The organism is Paenibacillus hebaui, from assembly GCF_051934385.1.
Taxonomy (GTDB): domain Bacteria; phylum Bacillota; class Bacilli; order Paenibacillales; family Paenibacillaceae; genus Paenibacillus.
Window position 1 is genome coordinate 5275279 of sequence record NZ_CP196836.1, and the last position, 21132, is coordinate 5296410.

At 45.8% G+C, this 21132-nt stretch carries 16 protein-coding genes; 3 read left to right on the top strand and 13 right to left on the bottom strand.

Annotated features, from left to right (window positions below; translation table 11 throughout):
• Window positions 1-37: 37 nt before the first annotated feature.
• Window positions 38-1945, bottom strand: coding sequence for a carbohydrate-binding protein (locus tag ACR32F_RS23920; RefSeq protein ID WP_440111436.1), 1908 nt, complete (start codon window positions 1943-1945; stop codon window positions 38-40).
• A 493-nt stretch (window positions 1946-2438) separates the two neighbouring features.
• On the opposite strand from ACR32F_RS23920, the gene ACR32F_RS23925 reads away from it, so the two are divergent.
• Together ACR32F_RS23925 and ACR32F_RS23930 are read left to right on the top strand one after the other, a co-directional pair.
• Window positions 2439-3605 (top strand): aminotransferase class I/II-fold pyridoxal phosphate-dependent enzyme, encoded by a 1167-nt coding sequence (locus tag ACR32F_RS23925; protein WP_440111437.1) that lies wholly within the window; start codon window positions 2439-2441, stop codon window positions 3603-3605.
• A 184-nt stretch (window positions 3606-3789) separates the two neighbouring features.
• On the top strand, window positions 3790-5853 hold the full coding sequence (locus tag ACR32F_RS23930) for a methyl-accepting chemotaxis protein (RefSeq protein ID WP_440111439.1): 2064 nt from the start codon (window positions 3790-3792) through the stop codon (window positions 5851-5853).
• 106 nt (window positions 5854-5959) lie between these two features.
• On the opposite strand, the gene ACR32F_RS23935 is transcribed toward ACR32F_RS23930, so the two are convergent.
• The 3 genes from ACR32F_RS23935 to ACR32F_RS23945 form a co-directional block, all read right to left on the bottom strand.
• A complete protein-coding gene (locus ACR32F_RS23935) occupies window positions 5960-8011 on the bottom strand; it encodes an iron ABC transporter permease (RefSeq protein ID WP_440111441.1) in 2052 nt (683 codons plus the stop codon).
• Complete coding sequence (locus tag ACR32F_RS23940) at window positions 8008-9009, bottom strand: ABC transporter substrate-binding protein (RefSeq protein WP_440111444.1); 1002 nt, start codon at window positions 9007-9009, stop codon at window positions 8008-8010. Before ACR32F_RS23940 ends, ACR32F_RS23935 begins: the two co-directional genes overlap by 4 nt.
• A gap of 242 nt (window positions 9010-9251) precedes the next feature.
• Window positions 9252-9794: a CueP family metal-binding protein gene (locus ACR32F_RS23945; protein ID WP_440111446.1), complete on the bottom strand. Its 543-nt coding sequence runs from the start codon at window positions 9792-9794 to the stop codon at window positions 9252-9254.
• A gap of 177 nt (window positions 9795-9971) precedes the next feature.
• Between ACR32F_RS23945 and ACR32F_RS23950 the strand changes: the two genes are divergently transcribed.
• Window positions 9972-10721, top strand: a complete 750-nt coding sequence (locus ACR32F_RS23950) for an isoprenyl transferase (RefSeq protein ID WP_440111448.1) — start codon at window positions 9972-9974, stop codon at window positions 10719-10721.
• Between the two features lie 36 nt (window positions 10722-10757).
• Here ACR32F_RS23950 and ACR32F_RS23955 read toward each other — a convergent pair whose 3' ends face one another.
• The 9 genes from ACR32F_RS23955 to hcp all read right to left on the bottom strand — a co-directional run bounded on the left by ACR32F_RS23955 (window position 10758) and on the right by hcp (window position 21013).
• Window positions 10758-11639 carry an alpha/beta fold hydrolase gene (locus ACR32F_RS23955; RefSeq protein WP_440119998.1) on the bottom strand — a complete coding sequence of 294 codons (882 nt, stop codon included), beginning with the start codon at window positions 11637-11639 and terminating at the stop codon, window positions 10758-10760.
• Window positions 11640-12011: 372 nt separating this feature from the next.
• Entirely contained in the window at window positions 12012-12773 is a 762-nt protein-coding gene (locus ACR32F_RS23960; RefSeq protein WP_440111450.1) for a collagen-like protein, read from the bottom strand.
• Between the two features lie 429 nt (window positions 12774-13202).
• Complete coding sequence (locus tag ACR32F_RS23965) at window positions 13203-13982, bottom strand: hypothetical protein (protein ID WP_440111452.1); 780 nt, start codon at window positions 13980-13982, stop codon at window positions 13203-13205.
• Window positions 13936-14334 (bottom strand): hypothetical protein, encoded by a 399-nt coding sequence (locus tag ACR32F_RS23970; protein ID WP_440111454.1) that lies wholly within the window; start codon window positions 14332-14334, stop codon window positions 13936-13938. The genes ACR32F_RS23965 and ACR32F_RS23970 overlap by 47 nt, the downstream gene beginning before the upstream one ends.
• 179 nt (window positions 14335-14513) lie before the next feature.
• Complete coding sequence (locus tag ACR32F_RS23975; RefSeq protein ID WP_440119999.1) at window positions 14514-15068, bottom strand: NAD(P)/FAD-dependent oxidoreductase; 555 nt, start codon at window positions 15066-15068, stop codon at window positions 14514-14516.
• Complete coding sequence (locus ACR32F_RS23980) at window positions 15049-15744, bottom strand: ABC transporter substrate-binding protein (RefSeq protein WP_440111456.1); 696 nt, start codon at window positions 15742-15744, stop codon at window positions 15049-15051. Before ACR32F_RS23980 ends, ACR32F_RS23975 begins: the two co-directional genes overlap by 20 nt.
• Before the next feature lie 111 nt (window positions 15745-15855).
• Complete coding sequence (locus tag ACR32F_RS23985; RefSeq protein ID WP_440111458.1) at window positions 15856-17472, bottom strand: helix-turn-helix domain-containing protein; 1617 nt, start codon at window positions 17470-17472, stop codon at window positions 15856-15858.
• Window positions 17473-17776: 304 nt separating this feature from the next.
• Window positions 17777-19162 (bottom strand): PTS transporter subunit EIIC, encoded by a 1386-nt coding sequence (locus ACR32F_RS23990; protein WP_440111460.1) that lies wholly within the window; start codon window positions 19160-19162, stop codon window positions 17777-17779.
• Between the two features lie 558 nt (window positions 19163-19720).
• Window positions 19721-21013 carry a hydroxylamine reductase gene (hcp, locus tag ACR32F_RS23995; protein WP_440111462.1) on the bottom strand — a complete coding sequence of 431 codons (1293 nt, stop codon included), beginning with the start codon at window positions 21011-21013 and terminating at the stop codon, window positions 19721-19723.
• Window positions 21014-21132: the final 119 nt, after the last annotated feature.

The window sequence follows — 21132 nt, forward strand, 5'->3', positions numbered from 1 at the left end:
ACAAATGCCGCGCTGATCTTTCGGATCTAACCATTGATCACAAGGAATACTCCATATAATCCACATACGCATCCCATGTCCCATTATCTGTGGTTACAACCAGTTTGACCTCCTGCGGTCCAGTTGCATGGGTGATGTTGGACAAGGTTTGAACCGTAGGCTGAGTTCCGGTGAAATAAAAGGAACCATGTGTTACGCCGCCAATCACCAGATCCACTCTCGCTGTACTGCTGTTATTGGAGGCTCCACGCACCGAGAATTGATGGGTTGGGTTGCCAAAATACTGATTATACGCCACAGCATCCTGATTGGCATATAAGGCTACCCCGTTAAAAGGGGAACTGATCGTTCCCGCATATGAACCACTAAGCGTCATACTCTCAGCTTCAACCTTGGTCACCGGATTGCTGGATGTGTTGTTGCCAAACTGCCAGTAATCCAGATTGAACAGGTTAGCGCCACCTGTGCCCGTGAATACCAGATACAATCGGTGTACACCTGTGGCATTATTCACGGTGGTTTGAACTTCCTTCCAGGTTTGTGCACCACCCGTTGAAGTTACATTAAGCGTGCCCACAAGCGGACCTGTCGCGCTGTCGAGACGAATTTCGATTTTGCCGCCTACGGTTGAAGCGACATTGGCTTTGAAGGTACTAGCGACTGCAGAACCAAAGTCCACGTTACCCAAAGCGATCCAGTCGCCATTATGAATATTCGTAACATTCTGGTTGCTGAACGGTCCACCGCTAGCCTGAGTCGCCTCGGTTGTGATTCCCGCTTGCCATCCAATTGTCTCAGCCTCCACCCTGTTATACGGGTTCAGATTGGCGATCTGCGAGACGCCCGCCATATTGCCCTGCACCTCCTGAATCGTACCATCGGCATTATGCACCAGCCTGTTGATATTCGGCGAACGGTATCCTTTGCCATCACCATGCTGAGCTTTACTCACCGTTTGGGCATGGTACACGGTGTACCACTGGTTGTTGAAATTAAATACAGCATGGTGATTGTTCCCACCAACACCGAAGAAGGCATACGGATTTTTCAAAAAATGACCTTTGTACGTAAACGGACCCATCGGATTGTCACTTACCATGTAACCAATCTCTCCTGCCGGATAAGCAGGCGGGTGTGTACCGGAAAAGTTAATGCAGTACGAGTAATAATATTTACCATTGTACTTATGAATCCCCGAGTCCTCGAACAAATAGGGTGCATCAATCATGACCGCACTTCCAACAACACTCGTCATGTTGTCTCCCAGTTTGAGAACACGGGCCGTTTTGGGATTCGCGATGGACGCCGGATCGGAATTATTCGGAATGCCTCCACCGACATACAGGTATCCTGTCCCGTTATCATCAACCAGCACAGCCGGGTCAAAAAGCCATGTCACGCCGGACATGCCTGGCGTACCGTGTGTTACCAGCGCCTTGCCAAGTGGGTCGCTCCAAGGTCCAATGGGTGAATCCGCTGTAAGCACACCAATGCCTGATGCACTATTTGCAAAATAAAGGAAGAATTTATCCTTTCCTGCTATATTTTTTTTGGTAGCGGCTGGAGCCCAGGAGCCCCACGCCCATTTGGCAATACCTTTACCGTTATTGGCATTATTGTTGCCTGCCACCGGAATGGCCCCATGGTCTGTCCAATTCACCATGTCGGCAGAGGATATGACTTGAACTTTGTTCAGCATGCTAAAGTCATTCTCTTTAACCGTACCATTACTGTTGTAGGCATAGGCATCACTTGACATGTAAATGTAAACTCGGCCGTTGTGTACCAGCACACTGGGGTCAGCTCCCAATTTATGATCCATGAGTGGGTTCGCGTTTCCAGGAAGCTTTGCGAGAGGCTGATTGGCAGCATGGGTGAATCCCATAGGCAAACCACTAAATAACAGAACAAATGCTAACAAGAATACCAATCGTTTTCGAATCATTCACTTTTCCTCCAATTTGAATTGAATTTGTGTTAAAGACATGAATCTGAATCACTCACCTCTTTTCTGTGCAGATTGCCTCCTGGAAAAGCGTTAGCATATATGGTTTAAGCCGAGCCACTCGCAACCTGTTTTGCAAGGTTCACCATGACTCAGACACCAACCCTTGAATAAAACAAAAGACAGAAATCAGACCAAGTCATATAATTACTCCGGTTGTCCTATGGAAACGCTTTCAATACGATAGACTAAGAACGTTTTTAATCCGAAGTAAGGAGTGTTTTATGTAATTTTTTTCTATATATAGCAGTTTTTCCTTTATTTACAGACATCATATCATACTTTATTCAATATACAACTAATTTTTCTGCATTATCCTCAAATTTTTGGATGTGGTGTCGATGAAGATCCTCTCGTTCTCTTCTCATTTGTCCTTCCTCCATTTATGATAGAAAGAGACTACTGGAGAATCAGTTACGGAGGCTGTATCACTATGAAATCTGCCAAACGCATGAATTATTTTAAAGAGGGAATTTTCACCCGTTTGCTTGAGATGAAGCGACAACGACTGGAGAATGGCGAACCTGTCATTGATCTTAGTGTAGGCACACCTAATATTCCTCCGGCACAACATATTATTGACGCTCTAGTTGAAGCAGCAATGGACACCCGGAACTATATTTACGCCATCAATGATCAGAGCGAGCTGTTGCAGGCTGTCAGCGAGTGGTACCAAACAAGGTACCAGGTGCAGCTGAACCCCATGACCGAAATCTGCTCATTGCTTGGTTCCCAGGAGGGATTGGCACATATATCCCTGTCCATTGTGGATGAAGGGGATGTCGTGCTTGTTCCCGATCCCTGTTATCCAATTTTCGCGGATGGACCCTTACTGGCGGGAGCTGAATTGTACTACATGTCGCAAAAGGAAGAGCATGGATATGTCATTCAACTTCAGGACATCCCGGAGGATATCGCACACCGGGCCAAATTCATGCTGGTGTCTTATCCCAACAATCCCACGACAGCGATGGCACCGGAGCAGTTCTACGTCGATTTGATTGCATTTGCCAAGAAATATGATATTATCGTTCTCCATGACAATGCCTATAGTGAGCTTGTGTTTGATGGACAAGCGTGTGGAAGCTTTCTTTCGTTTCCCGGGGCGATGGATGTGGGCGTAGAATTCAATTCCTTGTCAAAAACCTATGGGTTGGCTGGGGCGCGGATCGGCTTTTGCGTGGGTAACCCGGATATGGTATCCATGCTAAAAAAATTAAAGTCCAATATGGACTATGGCATGTTCCTGCCACTCCAAAAGGCTGCCATTGCGGCAATTACCGGAGATCAGACGGAGGTCGATCGGGTGAGGGCCATCTACGAGGAGCGCAGAAACATTCTGTGCGAGGGCCTGAGTCGCTTGGGATGGAAGATCGCGAAACCCGAAGCTACGATGTTCATCTGGACGCGAATTCCTGCTCATTATGATACGTCGGAACAGTTTGCCATGGATCTGGTCACCCAAGCAGGGGTTATCGTAACCCCCGGAAGTGCCTTTGGACCTTCAGGCGAAGGGTATGTTCGATTGGCGTTAGTTCAGGATCTTGAGATGCTCCACCAGGCTTTGAAGTTTGTGGAAGACTCGGGTATCCTCAATTAGCGATTTACACAAACGAACCATCGTATAATCACCAAATTTATTCAACGGTTATAGAGGGAGCCATTAGGCTCTCTTTTTTCGTGCCTTAACTCTCCTCTCCATCTATCGAAATGCAGCCCAAATTCCGACATATTACATAAGAGCTAATCAGCTCATTCATTACGAATTTCGGGGGAGATGGCACATGTCACAGCTTGCTAAAAAGAAGAGATCCAGATCATCAAGCATCGCTAACACTTTGTCCATGGTGTTGTTAGTCATTATCGTTGTCGTCTTTTCTATTCTGGGAACGTTTATGTTTTCCAGTACTCGCAGTATCCTTATCAAGCAGCAGGAATCTATGCTTCAGACCAAGACACAAGCCATCGTCAGTGAATTCGATGCACTGTTTAAGGAAAAAGGTTCACTTGTCAAACAGATGTCTACGAATAATCTATTCAAACAATATATTGAAACAACGGAGCCCGAGACAGTAAAAACGTCAGAATATGCCGCAGAAACGCAAGCCACACTGGCAGCCATTGTTGCGGCCGAGCCTTCCTTTGCAGACGCGTGGGTGGCAGGTGTATCCGGCAAAGGGTTCTGGTTCCAGAATGACGGTGTATCATCTGATTCCGCGTTTGATATTCAGGATCGTCCATATTACAAACCGGCAGTCGCAGCAGACGGCTTGTATTACTCCGATCCGTATGCAGATATTGCTTCGGGAAATGTGCTGATGGGTATCTTCTATCCAATTAAGGATGACAGCGGGGAATTAATCGGGTTTGTTGTGGCTGATATTGCGTTTAAGGACATTCCTGCCATTATGCAAAGCTACACGCTCGGAAGTACAGGGTACTCCATCCTCGCATCCAAAACCGGAGATATTCTGTATCATCCGGATCAGGATAAAGTGCTGAAGGAAAAAATTACGGATAGCCCGGGTGATCTCGGGGAAATCGGACAGAAAATGATTGCTGGTGAATCCGGTGTACAGCTGATTAACGATAATGGGGAAAATCGTTATATCGGGTATGCCACCAGCAAAGATACGGGATGGGCTGTAGGTTTAACCATTTCTGAGCATGAAGTGCTCGAGGAATTGAGAGCCTTTACCTGGATTACCATTGGTGGCTTTGTTGTAGCTGCGATCATGCTCGTTGTAATTAGTTATATCACGCTGCGTTATCTGCTCAAATCTATACCAAAACTGCTGGAGAAAATCAAACGGGTTGAGCATGGCGATCTGACCGTTCAGTTTGATACCACATCCAACAATGAGATTGGACAGATATCACAGGGAATGTCCAACATGGTGCAAAAAATTCAGGGCATGCTCCAGATGGTGGGAGGCACCGCCCAGGTCTTGAATCAGTCCTCCAAGGATCTGCAATCCATCTCTTCCAGAACAGCTATAACGATGAATGATACCGCGACAGCGATCAATGAAATTGCGAATGCAACCAATTATCAATCCATCGAGTCAGATAACATTTTACAAAAAACCGGATCACTTTCGGGCCAAATCGACGAAATCTCAAGTGACTCCAAAGCGATGGAGACCAAGGTACAGGCTTCAGCAGAACAAAGCGCACGAGGACTTGACGTATTGGATCAGTTATCCAAATGGGCTGAGGAAAACCAACATTCCACACAGGCGATGTCATCGATTATTCATGATATTGATCTGAGTCGTAATGAAATCTCCGGCATTGTGGATACCGTTCACCAAATTGCTACGCAAACCAATCTGCTCGCACTTAATGCTTCCATTGAAGCTGCACGTGCAGGGGAACAAGGACGAGGCTTCGCCGTTGTTGCAGGAGAGGTCCGCAAACTGGCAGAGCAGACTGCGCTGGCAACACAGGAAATCAGCAAGAAGGTTCGCGAGATTGAGGATAAAACGACGGTATCTGTTGAGCATACTGCACACGGCCTGGAAATTGCTGAAGGAAATGCCAAGTCCGTCGAAGATACCAAACAGGTATTTTTCAGTATTAACAGGGATTTGGAAGAGTTAAGATTACGCATGATTCAGATCAGCAACAACACCTCCAATGTTCACAAGCATAAAGATGAAATTGTACAGGCACTTGAGATTATTTCATCCACCACCGAGGAAAATTCAGCCTCCACCGAAGAAGTCAGTGCCAGCACACAAGAACAATTGGATAGCATCGAACAGGTTGCTGAATTATCTCAACAACTGAGCCAGTTGTCCAAAAAACTTCAGGATGAATTAAATCAGTTCCAGATCGAGTCCTAGTGTCAAAAATCGCCTAGATCGACAAATAAAATAAGTGAAGAAAAGCCCGCCATATAAGCGGGCTTTTCTCATTCCAAATCATGTTCTGTGTCTAAGAACTACGCTTTTATTTCATCGACCTGCGCCAGTTGGAACGATACATCAGATAGAGGAAATACGGCGTTCCAATGATCGCAATGAGTATTCCTGATGGGATCTCTGTAGGTGCCATGACCGTTCTGCCGATCGTATCGGCCAGCACCAGCATGACGGCGCCGGCCAATGCAGATAAAAACATCGAACGTCTTAACTTATTCCCCGTCAGTAGGCGAACCATATGTGGTGCAATCAGACCGATAAAACCGACAGTCCCTACACAAGCGACTGCTCCTGCTGCCAGTAACACTCCCGTGGTCATGGCCAGTAATCGGGTACGACGTACCCCCAGTCCAAGTCCTGATGCACTATTGTCGTCGAATACCAACAGTTCGAATCTGCGAGCCAGCCACCAAGCCACCGGAACCAGTATAACTAAAAAGATACCGATAGTCTTTACCTGATCCCAGGTACGGGCATAGGTACTTCCGGTCAACCAAATATATCCGCTGCTGCCGTATACTGCACCACGTACAATCAGAATCTGAATACCTGCTCCAGCAATGGCAGACATCGCAATCCCCAGCAGGACAACCGCAGACGGGTTCAGCCCTTTCTTCCATGAGAGAGAGAAAACAATCACTGCGGCGATGGCTGCACCGATAATTGCCGCTATGGGCAGCAAATATCCCGGAAGACCCGGCCATAGAATGATGACCATCATGGCTCCAAGTCCTGCGCCAGAGGACACACCAACGATTGAAGCATCTGCCAGCGGATTGCGTACCGCCATCTGGATGAGCACACCGCTGATCGCCAGTGCAGCCCCCGCACCTGCGGCAACAAGCGTACGCGGAATTCGAAGCTGAATCAACGCGGAGAACAGTCCATCCGATTGGAATAGACTCGGCAACAGATCCGCCAGCGGAATTCGCATGCCGCCAAACATTGTACTGAGCAAGATCAGCACCACAGTTATGATCGAAAATAATACAGCCATCGGGCCGAATGCAAAACGACGTAAAGGCGCGCCTGTGCTCATTGAAGTGGACATGCCAGACCCGTTCGCTGCTTTCATACGTGTGAGTACAAGCCAGATCAGCCACGGCGCACCAATGATTGCCATTACAGCGCCTGTCGGCAGCTCCATGCTGGAGTTATGCACCATTTTGGCGAGTACATCTGCACCAACCAGAAGAGCCGCTCCCCATATAAAAACGCCGGGTAACAGTAATCGGTTGGAACGTACGCCACTTAATCGCACCAGATGAGGCGCTACCAGTCCCACGAAGCCAATCGGCCCGATTACACTGACGATCACCGCAGCCAGTAATACTGCGATAATTAACCCACCGGCACGAGCCAGTCCAACCTTTTGTCCCAATGAGGACGCCGTTGATTCATCCAGCTCCAGCATATCCCACTGTCTGGACAAGATTAGCGCGAGAATGGTGATGCCAACCACCCAAGGCCAAGCATAAGTTACACCGCTCCAGTCATTCTGGACAAGTGTTCCGGAACCCCAAAGAAACAGTCCTTGCGTTTCCATGGAGAAAAAAATATGTAATGCGCTTGTAAATGAACCAAGCACCATCGATATAATCATACCGGACAACGCAAGTCGAACCGGGCTTGATGTGCGGCCTCCGCCCATGAAATAAGCTGCAAATGCCGCAAGCAAACCGCCAAGAGCTGCGAATAAAAAAGGCGACTGACTGAGCACACCCGGAAAGAGAATGGCTCCCAGCACCACGATAAAGTATGCTCCTGCATTAATACCCAGCGTGTCTGACGCAGCAAGCGGATTACGGGTAATGGTCTGCAGCAATGCTCCCGCAACAGCGAGCGCCCCTCCCGCAATAATGCCGATAACCGTACGTGGCATACGCAAATCCCAGATCATATTATGCTCTAATGTATTCTGTCTGCCCGTAAGTGCGTCCCATACGGTGTGTAATGAAATGGCTGCCTCTCCATAACAAAGGCTTACAAAAAAAAGCACGATGAGAGCGGTTAGACCGCCCCCATATATGCTTATTGTGCGCCAGTTCATAGCTGGCCTAGTTCCCTGAACCGAACTCATTTGGTAATCGCCTCAACAACCCCATCAACCAACACTTTGGAGGAGATCGGTCCACCAAATGTCCATGTAGTGCTGTCCAGTTGGTATGTGCGGTTTTCCTTCACAAAGTTGAGTCCTTTCCAAACCGAGTTATCTTTCATGGCTGTGCCAAAAACGTCATCGTCTGGCTGCGTAATATAAATGAAGTTGCTGTCCTTTACATCGGATAATGATTCAATTCCCACAGTGGAGAAACCATACCCTTCCAGCTTGTCAGGCTGCCAATCGTTAACCATGCCGATTTTGCCCAGTGTGCCGATTACAACCGAGTTATCGGTAAACATACGCAGACTGGCCGCATTTTGATACGTGAATGCCTGTGTCAGAGCAAAGTGGAAATTTTCTTTCCCCGCAGCAGCCAGTTTTTCTTTGGCTTCTACATAATGCTGATCAAGTTCATCCAGTACTTGCTTCGCTTTGTCCTCTTTACCAAGAGCCGTTGCGATGTTATTAAATATCTCTGTCATTTTGTCATAATTATAGCCATCGCCATCATACGGGTCGAATTCAATCGTTGGTGCAATCGCATTAAGCTGATCGTAGACCGCATTATTATTATCTGCATTAGCAATGATGAGGTCTGGCTTCAACGCAGCAATGGCCTCCAGATTCGGCTCACTACGCGTTCCAATATCTGTCACACTGTCATCTAACGCTGCTTCGGATGTGACATAGAGTTTATAGTTAGCGTTATCTGCATTACCTACAGGTTGAACGCCCAGTGCAACCACATCTTCGGTATATGTCCATTCCAATGTAACAACACGCTCTGCCGGCTTGTCCAGCTTAAGCTCCCCGCGTTTGTGTTTTACCGTCACAGGACCAGCTGTCTCTTCAGCCGGAGCACTACCTGAATCAGTATTCTTATTTGTATCTGTAGTACTATTGGCTTTACCGCATCCTGCCAGAACCAGTACAAACGCCAGCATGATTAGAAGTCCGTTCAACCCTTTTTTCATATCTCTTTTCTCCCCTGTTTATATGTATTTATATGATAACAATTATCATTATCACTATTGGATTATCCCGTAGGAATGCAAATTTGTCAATTCAAAAGAGTTATTATGTTCACTTAAAAATTTCATCCGTCACTCTATGAACAGAAGAAAATGAAAGAACCCGTGTTCAACACGGGCCCCCTTAACTGTTATTCAAGAGAGGATGGCCACCGTATAATTCGCCATACTCCATTCTTTTATTTTTAACTCAACTGCATCGTTGTGATACATGTATCATCTTTTTCATATGTAGATAGCTGTGTCTCTGCAACCTTACCATCGTGCACCACACGAATGAGGTATGACTTGTCTCTAGCTAACCAAAAATCCATAAAACCATTGGAACCGGCCTTCATCTCAGCATCTTTCATGAGCGTATTCCCTTCGGAGTCATGGATCGTCACTATAAACTTCTTGTTTTTCATTTCGCCCTGGCATCCGGTCAGGCTATGGATGGCACAAGGATGAGTCTGCTCCACATAGGGAGCAATGGAAAGAAAAAACTCATTTTCAGGCAAGTCGTAGGCTGTCGTTACGTTACCTCCATCTGTGACCATTAACTGGGTGGAATTAATGGAGGCAGATTCCGGTGTCTCTTTGCCTGTGCTGATATCTTCTACCCATTTTTTGATATTGGGCGCTTCGGCGTGACCCGCTTCCTCTCTCCCCACATTTTCAGCAATCAAATAGGCTCCCAACACAATTACAGCTACAAAACTGGCAATGATCCATATTTGTTTTTTCATCTGGAATTTATCTCCTCGTCCGTTTTGGTTTATTATAATGGAGAATGAATCATCATGGGGTTAAACCGCATGGAATTCACCATATATTCACATATATGTATGTCAAGTCTCTTTTTGAACGGTTGTAGCAACGATGTGTCTAACCTAGTCTAACTTGAGGAGCAGGAGGAGTTTTCATTGAAATGGTACCGTGTACATAAAGAAAAACATAATACTACACATTCCATCGACTGGAACGGATTGGTCCCGAAACATATTGCCATAATGATGGATGGAAATGGAAGATGGGCTACGCGAAGAGGGTTGCCTAGGAGTGCCGGACATTATGCAGGAATGCAGACGATGCGGGAAACGATAAGCATGTGCCATAAAAACGGGATCGCCTCTCTCACGCTGTACGCCTTCTCTACGGAAAACTGGAAAAGACCCAAGGAAGAGGTCGACTACATCATTAGTCTGGTGGTCGAATTTGTACAGGATGCAACGGTTCAGGAACTGAATCAGAATAATATCAAAGTGAATTTTATTGGTGATATCTCGAAATTCCCAGAAGAAACACAAGAAGCAATGCGCAAAGTGGTGGAACTAACCCAAGCGAACAGCGGGATGGCTGTTTACTTTGCGATGAATTATGGAGGAAAAAATGATGTTGTACAAGCCATCAAATCGTACATTGAAGACAACAAAGAAACCTCGGAAATCTCCGAGGCAGAATTCGAAACGTTTTTGTATACCGGACAAAATCCTGCCCCAGATCTGCTGATTCGAACAAGTGGAGAGAAGCGATTGAGCAATTTTCTATTGTGGCAAGCTGCCTATGCCGAGCTATGGTTTACGGATGTGATGTGGCCGGACTTCAATGAACAATTATTATATGAATCCATCCAGGATTATCAGCAACGTAAGCAAAGAGCATTAGACGATTAGCGAGTTACTTCAATTTCGTTTCAGTCGATGATCCACTTAACTTAAATGCATCATAAACCATGGTTTGATGAGAGGAAGAACAGTATGGGGCTGCATCGCTTGTGTGTGGTCCATGTTCTCTCCCTTGATCAATTCAACGTTCCATCCGAAGCTTTCAAGGATCTCCTTGTTCTTTTGCAACCTTCCAGCAATATCCACGGTCACATTTCCAAACTTTTCACCATATACTATTGTATCTTTCTCACCTGCAAAAGCTAACCTCGGGATACTCAACTGATCTTGAATGAGTTCGTCATCAAAATCCAATAAACTTTGGTACATGCTGACAAATTGTTTGGTTTGAGCCGGATCAATTTTGATTTGAATGTTGTCCCAGTTGACCTCTTCCGGGCATAGTTGCTCCGAGTTCTTCGAGCCTTGTCCTTCTTGTTCATGTTCCAACTTCCCATGTTGCTTCAATCCTTCTTCATATGTCTTTGTGGTAACAACCCGCATTTCCTCATACGGTCCTTCGTATGGCGGGAATCCGCCCATAATGAGACTTTCGAGTCGATTGGTTCGAATGGCGACCTGCAACCCGACAAGCGCCAGCCAAGAGTATCCATAATAACTGAATTGATTCACATTCATTTGATCTGCAATTCGCAACAAATCCTGAGCTATATATTCGGGCGTAAAATGATCCGGATAAGGATGTGCCATATAGTGACCTTCATAATCAAAATGCAGGATCTGAAATTCATCCGAAAGTCCGTCGATAAATTTTGCGCCCAATTCAGGATCAACTCCCCATAATTTCAAGGTTTCGGCTTCCTGTCCGATTACAGACTTTTTGACTATGGGCAGCATAATGACTTTGCGATCGGGATTTCCGGTTAGACCCACTTCCAGCATCGAGCCGTTTTGCATTTTAATCATTTTCTTCAATTGCACCACTCCTTTGCTGTCATGCCTCAGAGTAAAACATTCATTATGTTTTTTTAGACTGTCCCTGTTTTATCCAAAGCTTCCTCTTGCATAAGTATCTTGTCCAGCTTGAACGTGACGACGGTCCTAATCTCAGTGACCTTTATACTTCGGTAGCTACCAGCACCGTGATTCTCTTACCAAACTTTGGGGCTTGGCTTCGGAAAAGGAGAGAGCAGCGGTGATGTCTTTTAGCTTCATCGCCCCGCCGCTCTCCAGCCCCCGATAATTCAGACTATCTTTTTGAATAAATAGACTTATTGACTGGATAAAAGACATAAACTTTTATTTTCATGCTGACATAAACTATATTGAGAATCGGAATTAAGGAGTCAGTTTTAGTATTGTCACAGTCGTATTTAAATTGTTATGCAACTGTGCAGGAGTTGCATTCGCATTTACCAGCTGAATCGTCGTCGGAACTGTTGTGACGGTAATAATAACTTCAGCAGATATGGGTCCTCCTCCATTACCCGTGAAAGGTACTGGTGTTATGGGCGTTCCATTCACTGTGAGGTTAAAATCAGCATCGCCCTGATTATGAATGGTGAAAGAGATAAAGTAACTTCCTGTTTCATTGATTGTTATCGTTGAAGATGGTGGCACAAAGGTGAATGCACCTCCAACATTAGCCAAAACCCCGGTTAAAGTTATGGGTGAGTTTCCTGGAACTGTGTCAGTACCTGGGCCGGGATCTGCTCGGAAAACACTCAGGAAATCGGATATTCCAGCCCCGGCTGGGCCAGTTGCACCGACTATTCCTGCAGGGCCTGCGGGACCCACTGGTCCGATTGGGCCAGCTGGACCGACTGCACCCACAGGGCCCACTGCTCCGATCGCGCCTGCTGGACCGACTGGTCCTGGTATACCAGGAATTCCTTGCAGTCCGACTGGCCCGGGTATCCCTTGAGCGCCAGTCGCCCCTTTGGGACCGATCGGTCCTGGTGGGCCAGGAATCCCTGGAGAGCCTTGCGGTGCATGAACAACAACTTTAGGTTTAACCTTTACCACCTTAACCCTAACACCACAATGCAAATGTTTTTTGAATTTACGTCTACAAATACGTTTCCCATGACGATTTAACATTGAACTCACCTCCGTGATATTTCTCCACATACTATGTGTAATCATCACGGGGGGGCATAGACAATCAACTATAATTCAGAAAATTATAGTGCCCATTCTGGGAAAAGTTGTCTATATTAAACGATTAATTTACATCTCATTCTTCTCTAGTTCACTGTCAAACTCCCCACCATTTCAGTTTTTTTGTATATATTGAATTACATCAGGAACCACAGGGGAACATCGCGTCAATACTTCTTCTAAATTCCATTCAGCTACCATAATCTTTGGCTTCTTCAACAGAGCCAAAGATTAGTTCCCAAAAAAAGAGAACATGCAAACAGCGCACACTAGAAGTAGACGGTACACGCTGTTTGTATGTTGTGTGAATATATCGACGTTGTTATCTACAAGTGTACATCTATGTCAATTACAATTTGGATTGTTAAATCACATAAATAAGTGTTCATATTTTCGAATCTGGGATCTTAAAATTTGTGCAACTCTCCCCAGATCTTGATCATGTTGTTCAATGAATTGTATAACTGAAGATCGATCGAATTGAAGATTTGTTTCCAGCGCACGTGCTTGTTTTGAAAAATCACTACTAAATGGCTTTGCCTTAATTTTACGCAACGCAATACTTGTTGGCATGCTTAGCGGATAGTCTGTTGTATCTGACAAAAGGCTTAGACCATGATCAAATAGTGGACAAAGTCTATATCCGTTAGGACCGTGTATAAATGCAATATTATTCAAGTGTCGGTCTTCATTCAGCAGAATAGCATCCAGTGGTAACATTATTGAGAAGTACTCTAGCGTATCTAATTTCAATGCATCCTTGAGAAACTCAACAACTAAAAGCACTGAATCCCGTGTGCTCTTTCCTTCCTGTAAATCATCAAATTTAACGCCATAACTCTCCAAAATACGATGCAAAGTAATGATACTCTCTCCCGGTTGCAGAAAATCTTCTGAATAACAACCCGGATATTCAACGTTATCCTCAATCAGAACACATTGTGTATAAGGAACTATAAGTCGTGATGGAATATTAGATTGATTAATTAACTCGAATGCTACCCACTCCGCCAGCCCTTCATAACCAAATTTATTAGCTTTTCCCCACTTATTTTCAATTTTCCATTTTAATTGATCACCCTTGCTGCTACTGACAAAAGTCTTACGAGAATCCTTGCTCACCTGCATAACGGGGATGGACATCAGCACAAGACAACTCCTCATTAGAAAATCGAATCCAGACATAATCATCATATAATACGCCATGTGTTTGTTTTACGATCTCCGAAGCTACATAATCATTCAGACCCAATGATTGCAAAATTTTATCAGCATGGTGCCTGGTGCGAGGGAAACATCTTGATTCAAAATAATCCAATACATCCCCTACGGTCACCTTGGGCTTGTTTGGAAAAGGAAGAAAAACAGGCAAAACACTTTTATCTTGCCATACGTCAACCGTCTGATTGCTATAATCCAGTTTAACCTTAGCAATCACTCGATCATGCTCCAAAACCTCAAACTCAAGAGGAGAAGATATGAATTTGTTCATTTTTTTCATCTGCTACCTCCCATACGGATCTGTCATATTTTATTGATTAGATTATAACATTACTTCAACTTGTATTTCATTTCCTTACTGCGCTATTCACTGAAAAAAAGCCCGATGCATGTTCGAGACATTCTCGACACAGATCGGGTTTCTTGTTATAACATGTTAACTCTTCTGCGTATGCAGTTTTACTGGTTTGAAATAGCCTTGTTCTTCTCAAAAAAACGGGCATTATGGGACGATACCCCTGCCATACCCGAAGCGGTCGGTTCCAGATACAGCTTAGCGCTGTTCACTGCTAGGACGGCATCGCTAAAAGCTCCGGCGATCAGCCGAACTTTACTCTCATAGGTGATAAAATCGCCAGCTCCAAATACGCCTGGAATGCTTGTGCGCATTCTTGGATCAACGGATACACCGTAATCTTCCCGCTCCAGTCCCCACTGTACAAGATTGCCAAAATCACGATCGTAGCCATGGCTTACGACGACTTCATCCACTTCTACTTGCTTGATCTCCCCGTTCTCTACATGGACGAGTTCAACCAGGTCTATTTTGTCTCCTGCACCGTATAAGCGAGATATGCTGTAAGGTGTCATGACTTGAGCAAAAGCTTTCATCTGGGCAACAGGCAACTCATGTCCGGCAAATTCATGACGTCGGTGTACCACAATAACTTCCTGCGCCAAATCAGCCATTTCATTCGCCCAGTCAACCGCCGAATCACCGCCGCCCGAGATCAGGACACGCTAAAAACACACTACTGCTCCCACCTTTGGGACCCATGAAACGGTAACGATTGTGCTCCACGCGCAGAACAAGCACGGTTTTATTCCCAATGGCCTGTGCGATTTGTTCTCTGGCTTGTTTGGCTTTCTCGTTGAATTCAGCAAGAGCTTGGGCGGACTCTGCCTGCTTGTCGAAGATCGCTGCCAATTTTGGCATTGCTTCGTCCATTTCAGCGTTGGCATCCAATGCCACCGTCGGAGCAATTTTGGAAAGTTCATCATATACGGATTGCTCCATACCAGCGCCCATCGTAACAATCATATCCGGGGACAGCGCAAGCAGTTGCTCATAATTGTATTGATACTGCTCCGATTGAACCATTTGTACTGTATGTTCTTCAAAATAGGGGGCACGATACTCCGGCTCAATCTCCGGTACAAACGCAACCATCTGGGGCTTAACCCCCATTTCGATCAAATATTCGGCATAGATGGAATCCATGACAAGCATATTTTGAGGTTTTACAGGAATGGTAACGTCTCCAAACAGATCCCGAACCACCTTCGTTGCATTCGTCCCTGTATCTTCTGATATTGCGTCTGCTTCTTTCTCTGAACCACTGGAAAAAGCCGCTAGCACCAGACTAAGTACCAGCAGCATAACATTCAAACGGGTAAATCTTCGTGACATGATGTACTCTCCCTTTTGCGATATTGATAATGATAATTATTATCAAATACTATCAAATCGGAAGGGTATCTTCCATAGTGGATCGTGCGTATTCGGTTGGATTATTGTGCTCTACCGTTCATCTGTACCATTTACAAGATTCACAATTTCGTTCAGGATCATCGCGTGCCCTAGCATTCCACGACCTTCCACCCATAGAGGAGTATCAATTTCGAACACTCGATGGCTCTGGACTGCCTTTAATTCATTCCATACACTGCTACCCATCAGATTGTTCATGCTATCTTCCACATGAAAATGCTGCATTACGCGCCTTTCCACAAACAGGTAATCTGGATTGGCCTGCATCAGCAATTCGAGCGAACAAGGGTTAAACCATGCTTTACCGCCGATCAGCGCATCGGGAAGGGATAATCCAAGCTGTCCATACAGTAATCGGGATGCCCCACCAGACTCGCCCCCCAAATATCGATACCCGAAAGGTTCCACTCGCAATACCATGAAGGTTGCACCAGATTCAATCACACCCTGCAACTGCTGACGTGCAGTCATCACTTCGTTTGTCATCCGGAGTTGAAGCTGTCTCTCCTCTTCTTGCTTGTGAAACCAGATTGAACATTGGTGCAGCACACTTCCGATTTCCATACTCATTCCGCCAATCCATGGCGCAATTGTGCGCAACTGCTGCCTGTATTCTTCAGACCACACGTTGCCAATCAGGATCTCAGGCTGCATGTGTCGAATCGCCTCGACATCCATTTCATAGGGTGAAGCCTCCAGCATCTGTACCTGATGGGCTTGAAATAGCTCATATTGGTGCTCAGGCAGCAGCAGGGAGGTTACGATCACAGCCTGAGGGATGATTCCCAAGTGAATCATGACTTCCGCAAAGAGCGGAGAGAGGCATATTATTCTGCGTTTTGGCAGCGTCTGTGCATAGTCTCTGGGCGATACCCCTGTCAGTTGTTTGAAGCGACGACTGAAATAATGTGCATCTTCATATCCGAGTTTTTTGGCAATATCCTGCGAAGTGGCAGACGTTAGCACCAGCTCTTCCTGTGCGCGATAGATTCGGTAATGGGCCAGAAAATCGAGGGGTGGTTTTCCATAATATTCACTGAACTTGCGGGAATAATGCCATGGACTCATACCTGAAATCTGAGCCAACTGCTTGCGAGTGATTACCTGATCATGATGCTGTTGCATGTAATGAACGGATCGACGAAGACCCTCTTCTGTCGTATGCACCTCATCCGGCTGAGCCTGGTACAGATCGTCCAACAATTCATGGATCAAATGTTGTCTGCGAACCCATGCTGCATGTGGATTCTGAGACACATTCCCGCTTAAATGCTGGTTAAGGCTGGCTAAGGCCCCACCCGTCAGTTGTACCTTCTGATATCCAGTGCCGTGGGGAACATGCCAATGATGCTGTACCATCTCCTGTTGGTTCTGAGGCATTGCGAACGTTTGGAACTGAATATGCCACCCTGCCAGATCCTGAAGCCCTCCCTCCATCACTTCAATCACGACATTTTTTTCAACCGCAAGGAGCTGTCCATAAGAAACTTCGACGTGATGCCCATTTAATTTCCAAATGGCTTTCCCATCCATAAGGAGGATGAAGGAGGGGCTTGAAAAATAATGCACCTTGCCTGTAGTCATCCATGCCTGGGTTAAAGGTTCGGTTGATGTCCATTGCGCCATCCATGCTGCATTGTTCGCCATAGGTTTATCCTTTCCATGTGCTTTCTAACACTATACTTTCTATCATTGTATTTTCTATCATTGTACCATTCTGCATTCCTTTCATATGTTTATGGAGTGTGAAGCAAATAAAAGAAGCAAGAAGTTCACATATGTGTGATCCGCTTGCTTCTTCTCATCGTCTGTTTTGGTTCCTCAGTAAGAAACATAATGGTTGCGAAATCGGGAATTATTTCGCGGCAGTGGTGTTCACTCGCGATTGTTCGTTCCATTTCAGCACATTTTCGAATCTCGAAATACGACTGAATAGTCCATTACTTGGAGCTTAGACGCTTTTGCGGCTGGCTGTTCTTCCCGCCATCCAGTATGCAAGTACCCCTGACACCACAAAAGCAATGCATACCCCAATACATGTATGCAACATATTGAAGGTTCCCTCTTCTATGTAGAACGGAATGTCCAACAGGCTGACGGAAGTGCTTATGACAAATACCTTGACGGACAGGAGACCGAAATACAAACCTCCAACCGCACCACCCAACATGGCTGCATAAAAAGACGCTCTCCTTCTCATATTGACTGCGAACATTGCAGGCTCTGTCACACCAAATAGCGCCGTCCCGCTTGCCCAGAATGCCAGTTTCCTGAACTCCGGCTGCTCGCTTCGCAGACCTGTAGCGAGTGCAGCACCCGACTGAGCAACAAAGGCAACAAGCATGGCCGGAAGCACAATGGTGAACCCATTCGTCATAAGCTCGTTAATCAGGATTGGCAACAGCCAGTAATGTAACCCCGTGATCATAAGTAGCGACATGATCGCTCCTAGCAGCATGATCAAGACCACTGGAGCATGATTCAGCAGCGAATCGATGACACCAGGCAGATGCTCGTCAACCCAAGTACCCACTGGACCAAGCACCAGCAGTACAATTGGCACAATGATCATCAACGTTAACGCCGGAGCAAGGATTCCTTTTAGCGCTCCGGGGCTGATTCGCTCAACCCGCCTTTCCAGCCAGGAAGCTGCTCCTATTGCTGCAATCACCCAAAGCGCTGCTGAAAAAAAGGGCGCCTGTGACACGAGGGGTACACCCATAAAATGTACGTCTTCTCCACTGGACATTAACGTGATCATTTGTGGATATAACATCAATCCGCCAATGGCAGTTGCCACATATAGATTGCCTTTTAAGCGATAAGCTGTGCTGATGGCGATTAGGATGGGCAGCAGATAAAATGCGCTGTCGCCGATCGACTTCCAGATCATCCAGGTTTGACTGTTGATCAGCGAAGCATCTTCCGAGCTGAGCGAGCTAATCACTGTAATCATGCCGAGTATGATTTTTAGGATTGCTGCCCCCAGAAGGACTGGCATCAATGGCCTGAACACATCGGAAATAAAATACAGGATGGAGTATGTTTTTTTACCTCTAATCGTTGTTTCCTGCATCGAATTTCCGTTCTGTTGCTCCACACCCATACCAAGTAGCGTATTGTAAATAAAGGCGTCTTCATCTATAAACTTCATACAATACTTGCCATCGGTTATGCAAATATCAGTATCGAGGTTCGTTTCCGTTGGAACGGACAGTTCCATATAGCTATGGTCATGTAATGTCAGCGTTGTTATACTCATGTCATGCTGCACATGACGAATATTCTCCTTTCCACCTGCGAGCTTTAATCGTTGTTCGATGAACCTGTCTTTCATATGTACCTTCTCCTTATGCTGCGGTAAACCCGAGTTTTGTGATGTGTCCTTATCTATATAGCCATTCCCACGAAAAAACTTCAATAGGATAAAAAAACGATTTCTCCTTTTATTTCATGTTTTTTGTGCAAGGTATAATGACCTAGTAAAAGGAAAAAGCAAAGGGGCATCCCATAAGTCATAAGCATGACGGAGGACACCCCTGTTAGTCTTATTTTATTCTAATGAACCTGGCACACGCTATTCGCTCCGATTTGCACAGGTCTGAGATTTAACGAATCACAGAGATGTTACTTCGTCGATGGGGTCAATTATATAGGTTCTGACGCCATGTTATTACGGAATAACGTTACTGAGATTCATTAAGCGTTGCAATCCTTGATTATCCACCTATTAGAATGCGGTAGGTTCGTTAGCGCTTGGAGCGAGAGAACATCCCTTTTGGGACAGGCTCTTTTTCATCTTATTATTATGAATCATTTTCTCCGCACTCTGATGACGCACTTCAATTAACATCTATTGTACCCGGTTAGCCGTAAGTCTCACTTGATCCCCATCTTACGACAATGCCAGCATGGCGTTCATGTCTTCTTCTGCCGTTGTAATCAACTTCAGGCCAAACATATCCACGAGTACATCCAGTACACCAGCCGATATGAACTCTGGCGGTTTGGGCCCAATACGGATATCCTGAATACCGAGACTGAACAGGCCGAGCAGGATGGCGACTGCTTTTTGTTCAAACCAGGACAGGACGATGCTGACAGGTAATTCATTCACGGTACAGCCAAAAGCATCCGCTAAGGCCATCGCAATTTTCACGGTAGAACCCGAGTTGTTGCACTGACCCAAGTCGATATAACGTGGAATGCCCGTATCTCCGACCGTGCCATAATCCACATCATTGAAGCGGAATTTACCGCAGGATGTGGTCAGAATAACCGTGTCATTTGGTAACGATGTAGCCAATTCACGATAGTAGTTGCCCCCTTTGCCCGGTGCGTCACAGCCTGCAATGACGAAGAAACGACGGATATGTCCGTCTTTTACCGCCTGGATAATTTCGGGTGCAAGTCCAATCACCGTCTCATGATGATATCCTGTCGTTAACACTTGCTCGGACTGAATATCGGCCGCAGGCAGTGACAACGCACGCTCAATCAGAGGCGAGAAGTCATCGTTCGTGATCTTGGCAACGCCCTCCAGACCCGCCACTTCGTACGAGAAGAAGCGATCTGCATAGGTCCCTTTGATTGGCATAACACAGTTCGTTGTAGCGAGAATAGCTCCTGGGAACTGTTCGAACAGTCTACGCTGATCGTACCAGGCTTTGCCGATGTTGCCCTTCAGATGGGTGTATTTCTTCAGTGCTGGATAACCATGAGCAGGCAACATTTCCGAGTGGGTATAGATGTTGATGCCCTTGCCTTCTGTTTGGCGCAACAGCTCCTCCAGTGCATACAGATTATGTCCTGTCACCACGATGCACTGTCCCTCGATCTGGTTCTGACTAACGGTAATTGGCTGTGGAATACCAAAACGGTCGGTATGCGCACGATCGAGCACATCCATAATACGAATCGCTGCATTTCCCACTTTCATCGCCATTTCCAGATGTTCCTGTACATTAAAATTCGAATTTGTTAACGTCATGTATAGTGCCTCATGTGTAATCCGATCCACCTCTGGATCGTGATATCCCAACTGCCGTGCGTGTGTCGCATAAGCAGCGATTCCTTTCAGAGCAAAAATCATGGTATCCTGCAAGCTGGCGATCGTTTCATTTTTGCCGCATACCCCAACTACGGTACAACCGCCACTAGGCGTCTGTTCACACTGATAACAAAACATATCATTTCCCTCCAAACCTGGATTAAACTCTGTTCGTTAGGAATAGCGTAGCAGACCCTTAAGGGGCCAAGTGTGATTTAACACACATTTCCCAAAATTCTTCCATCCATCTCTTTCCA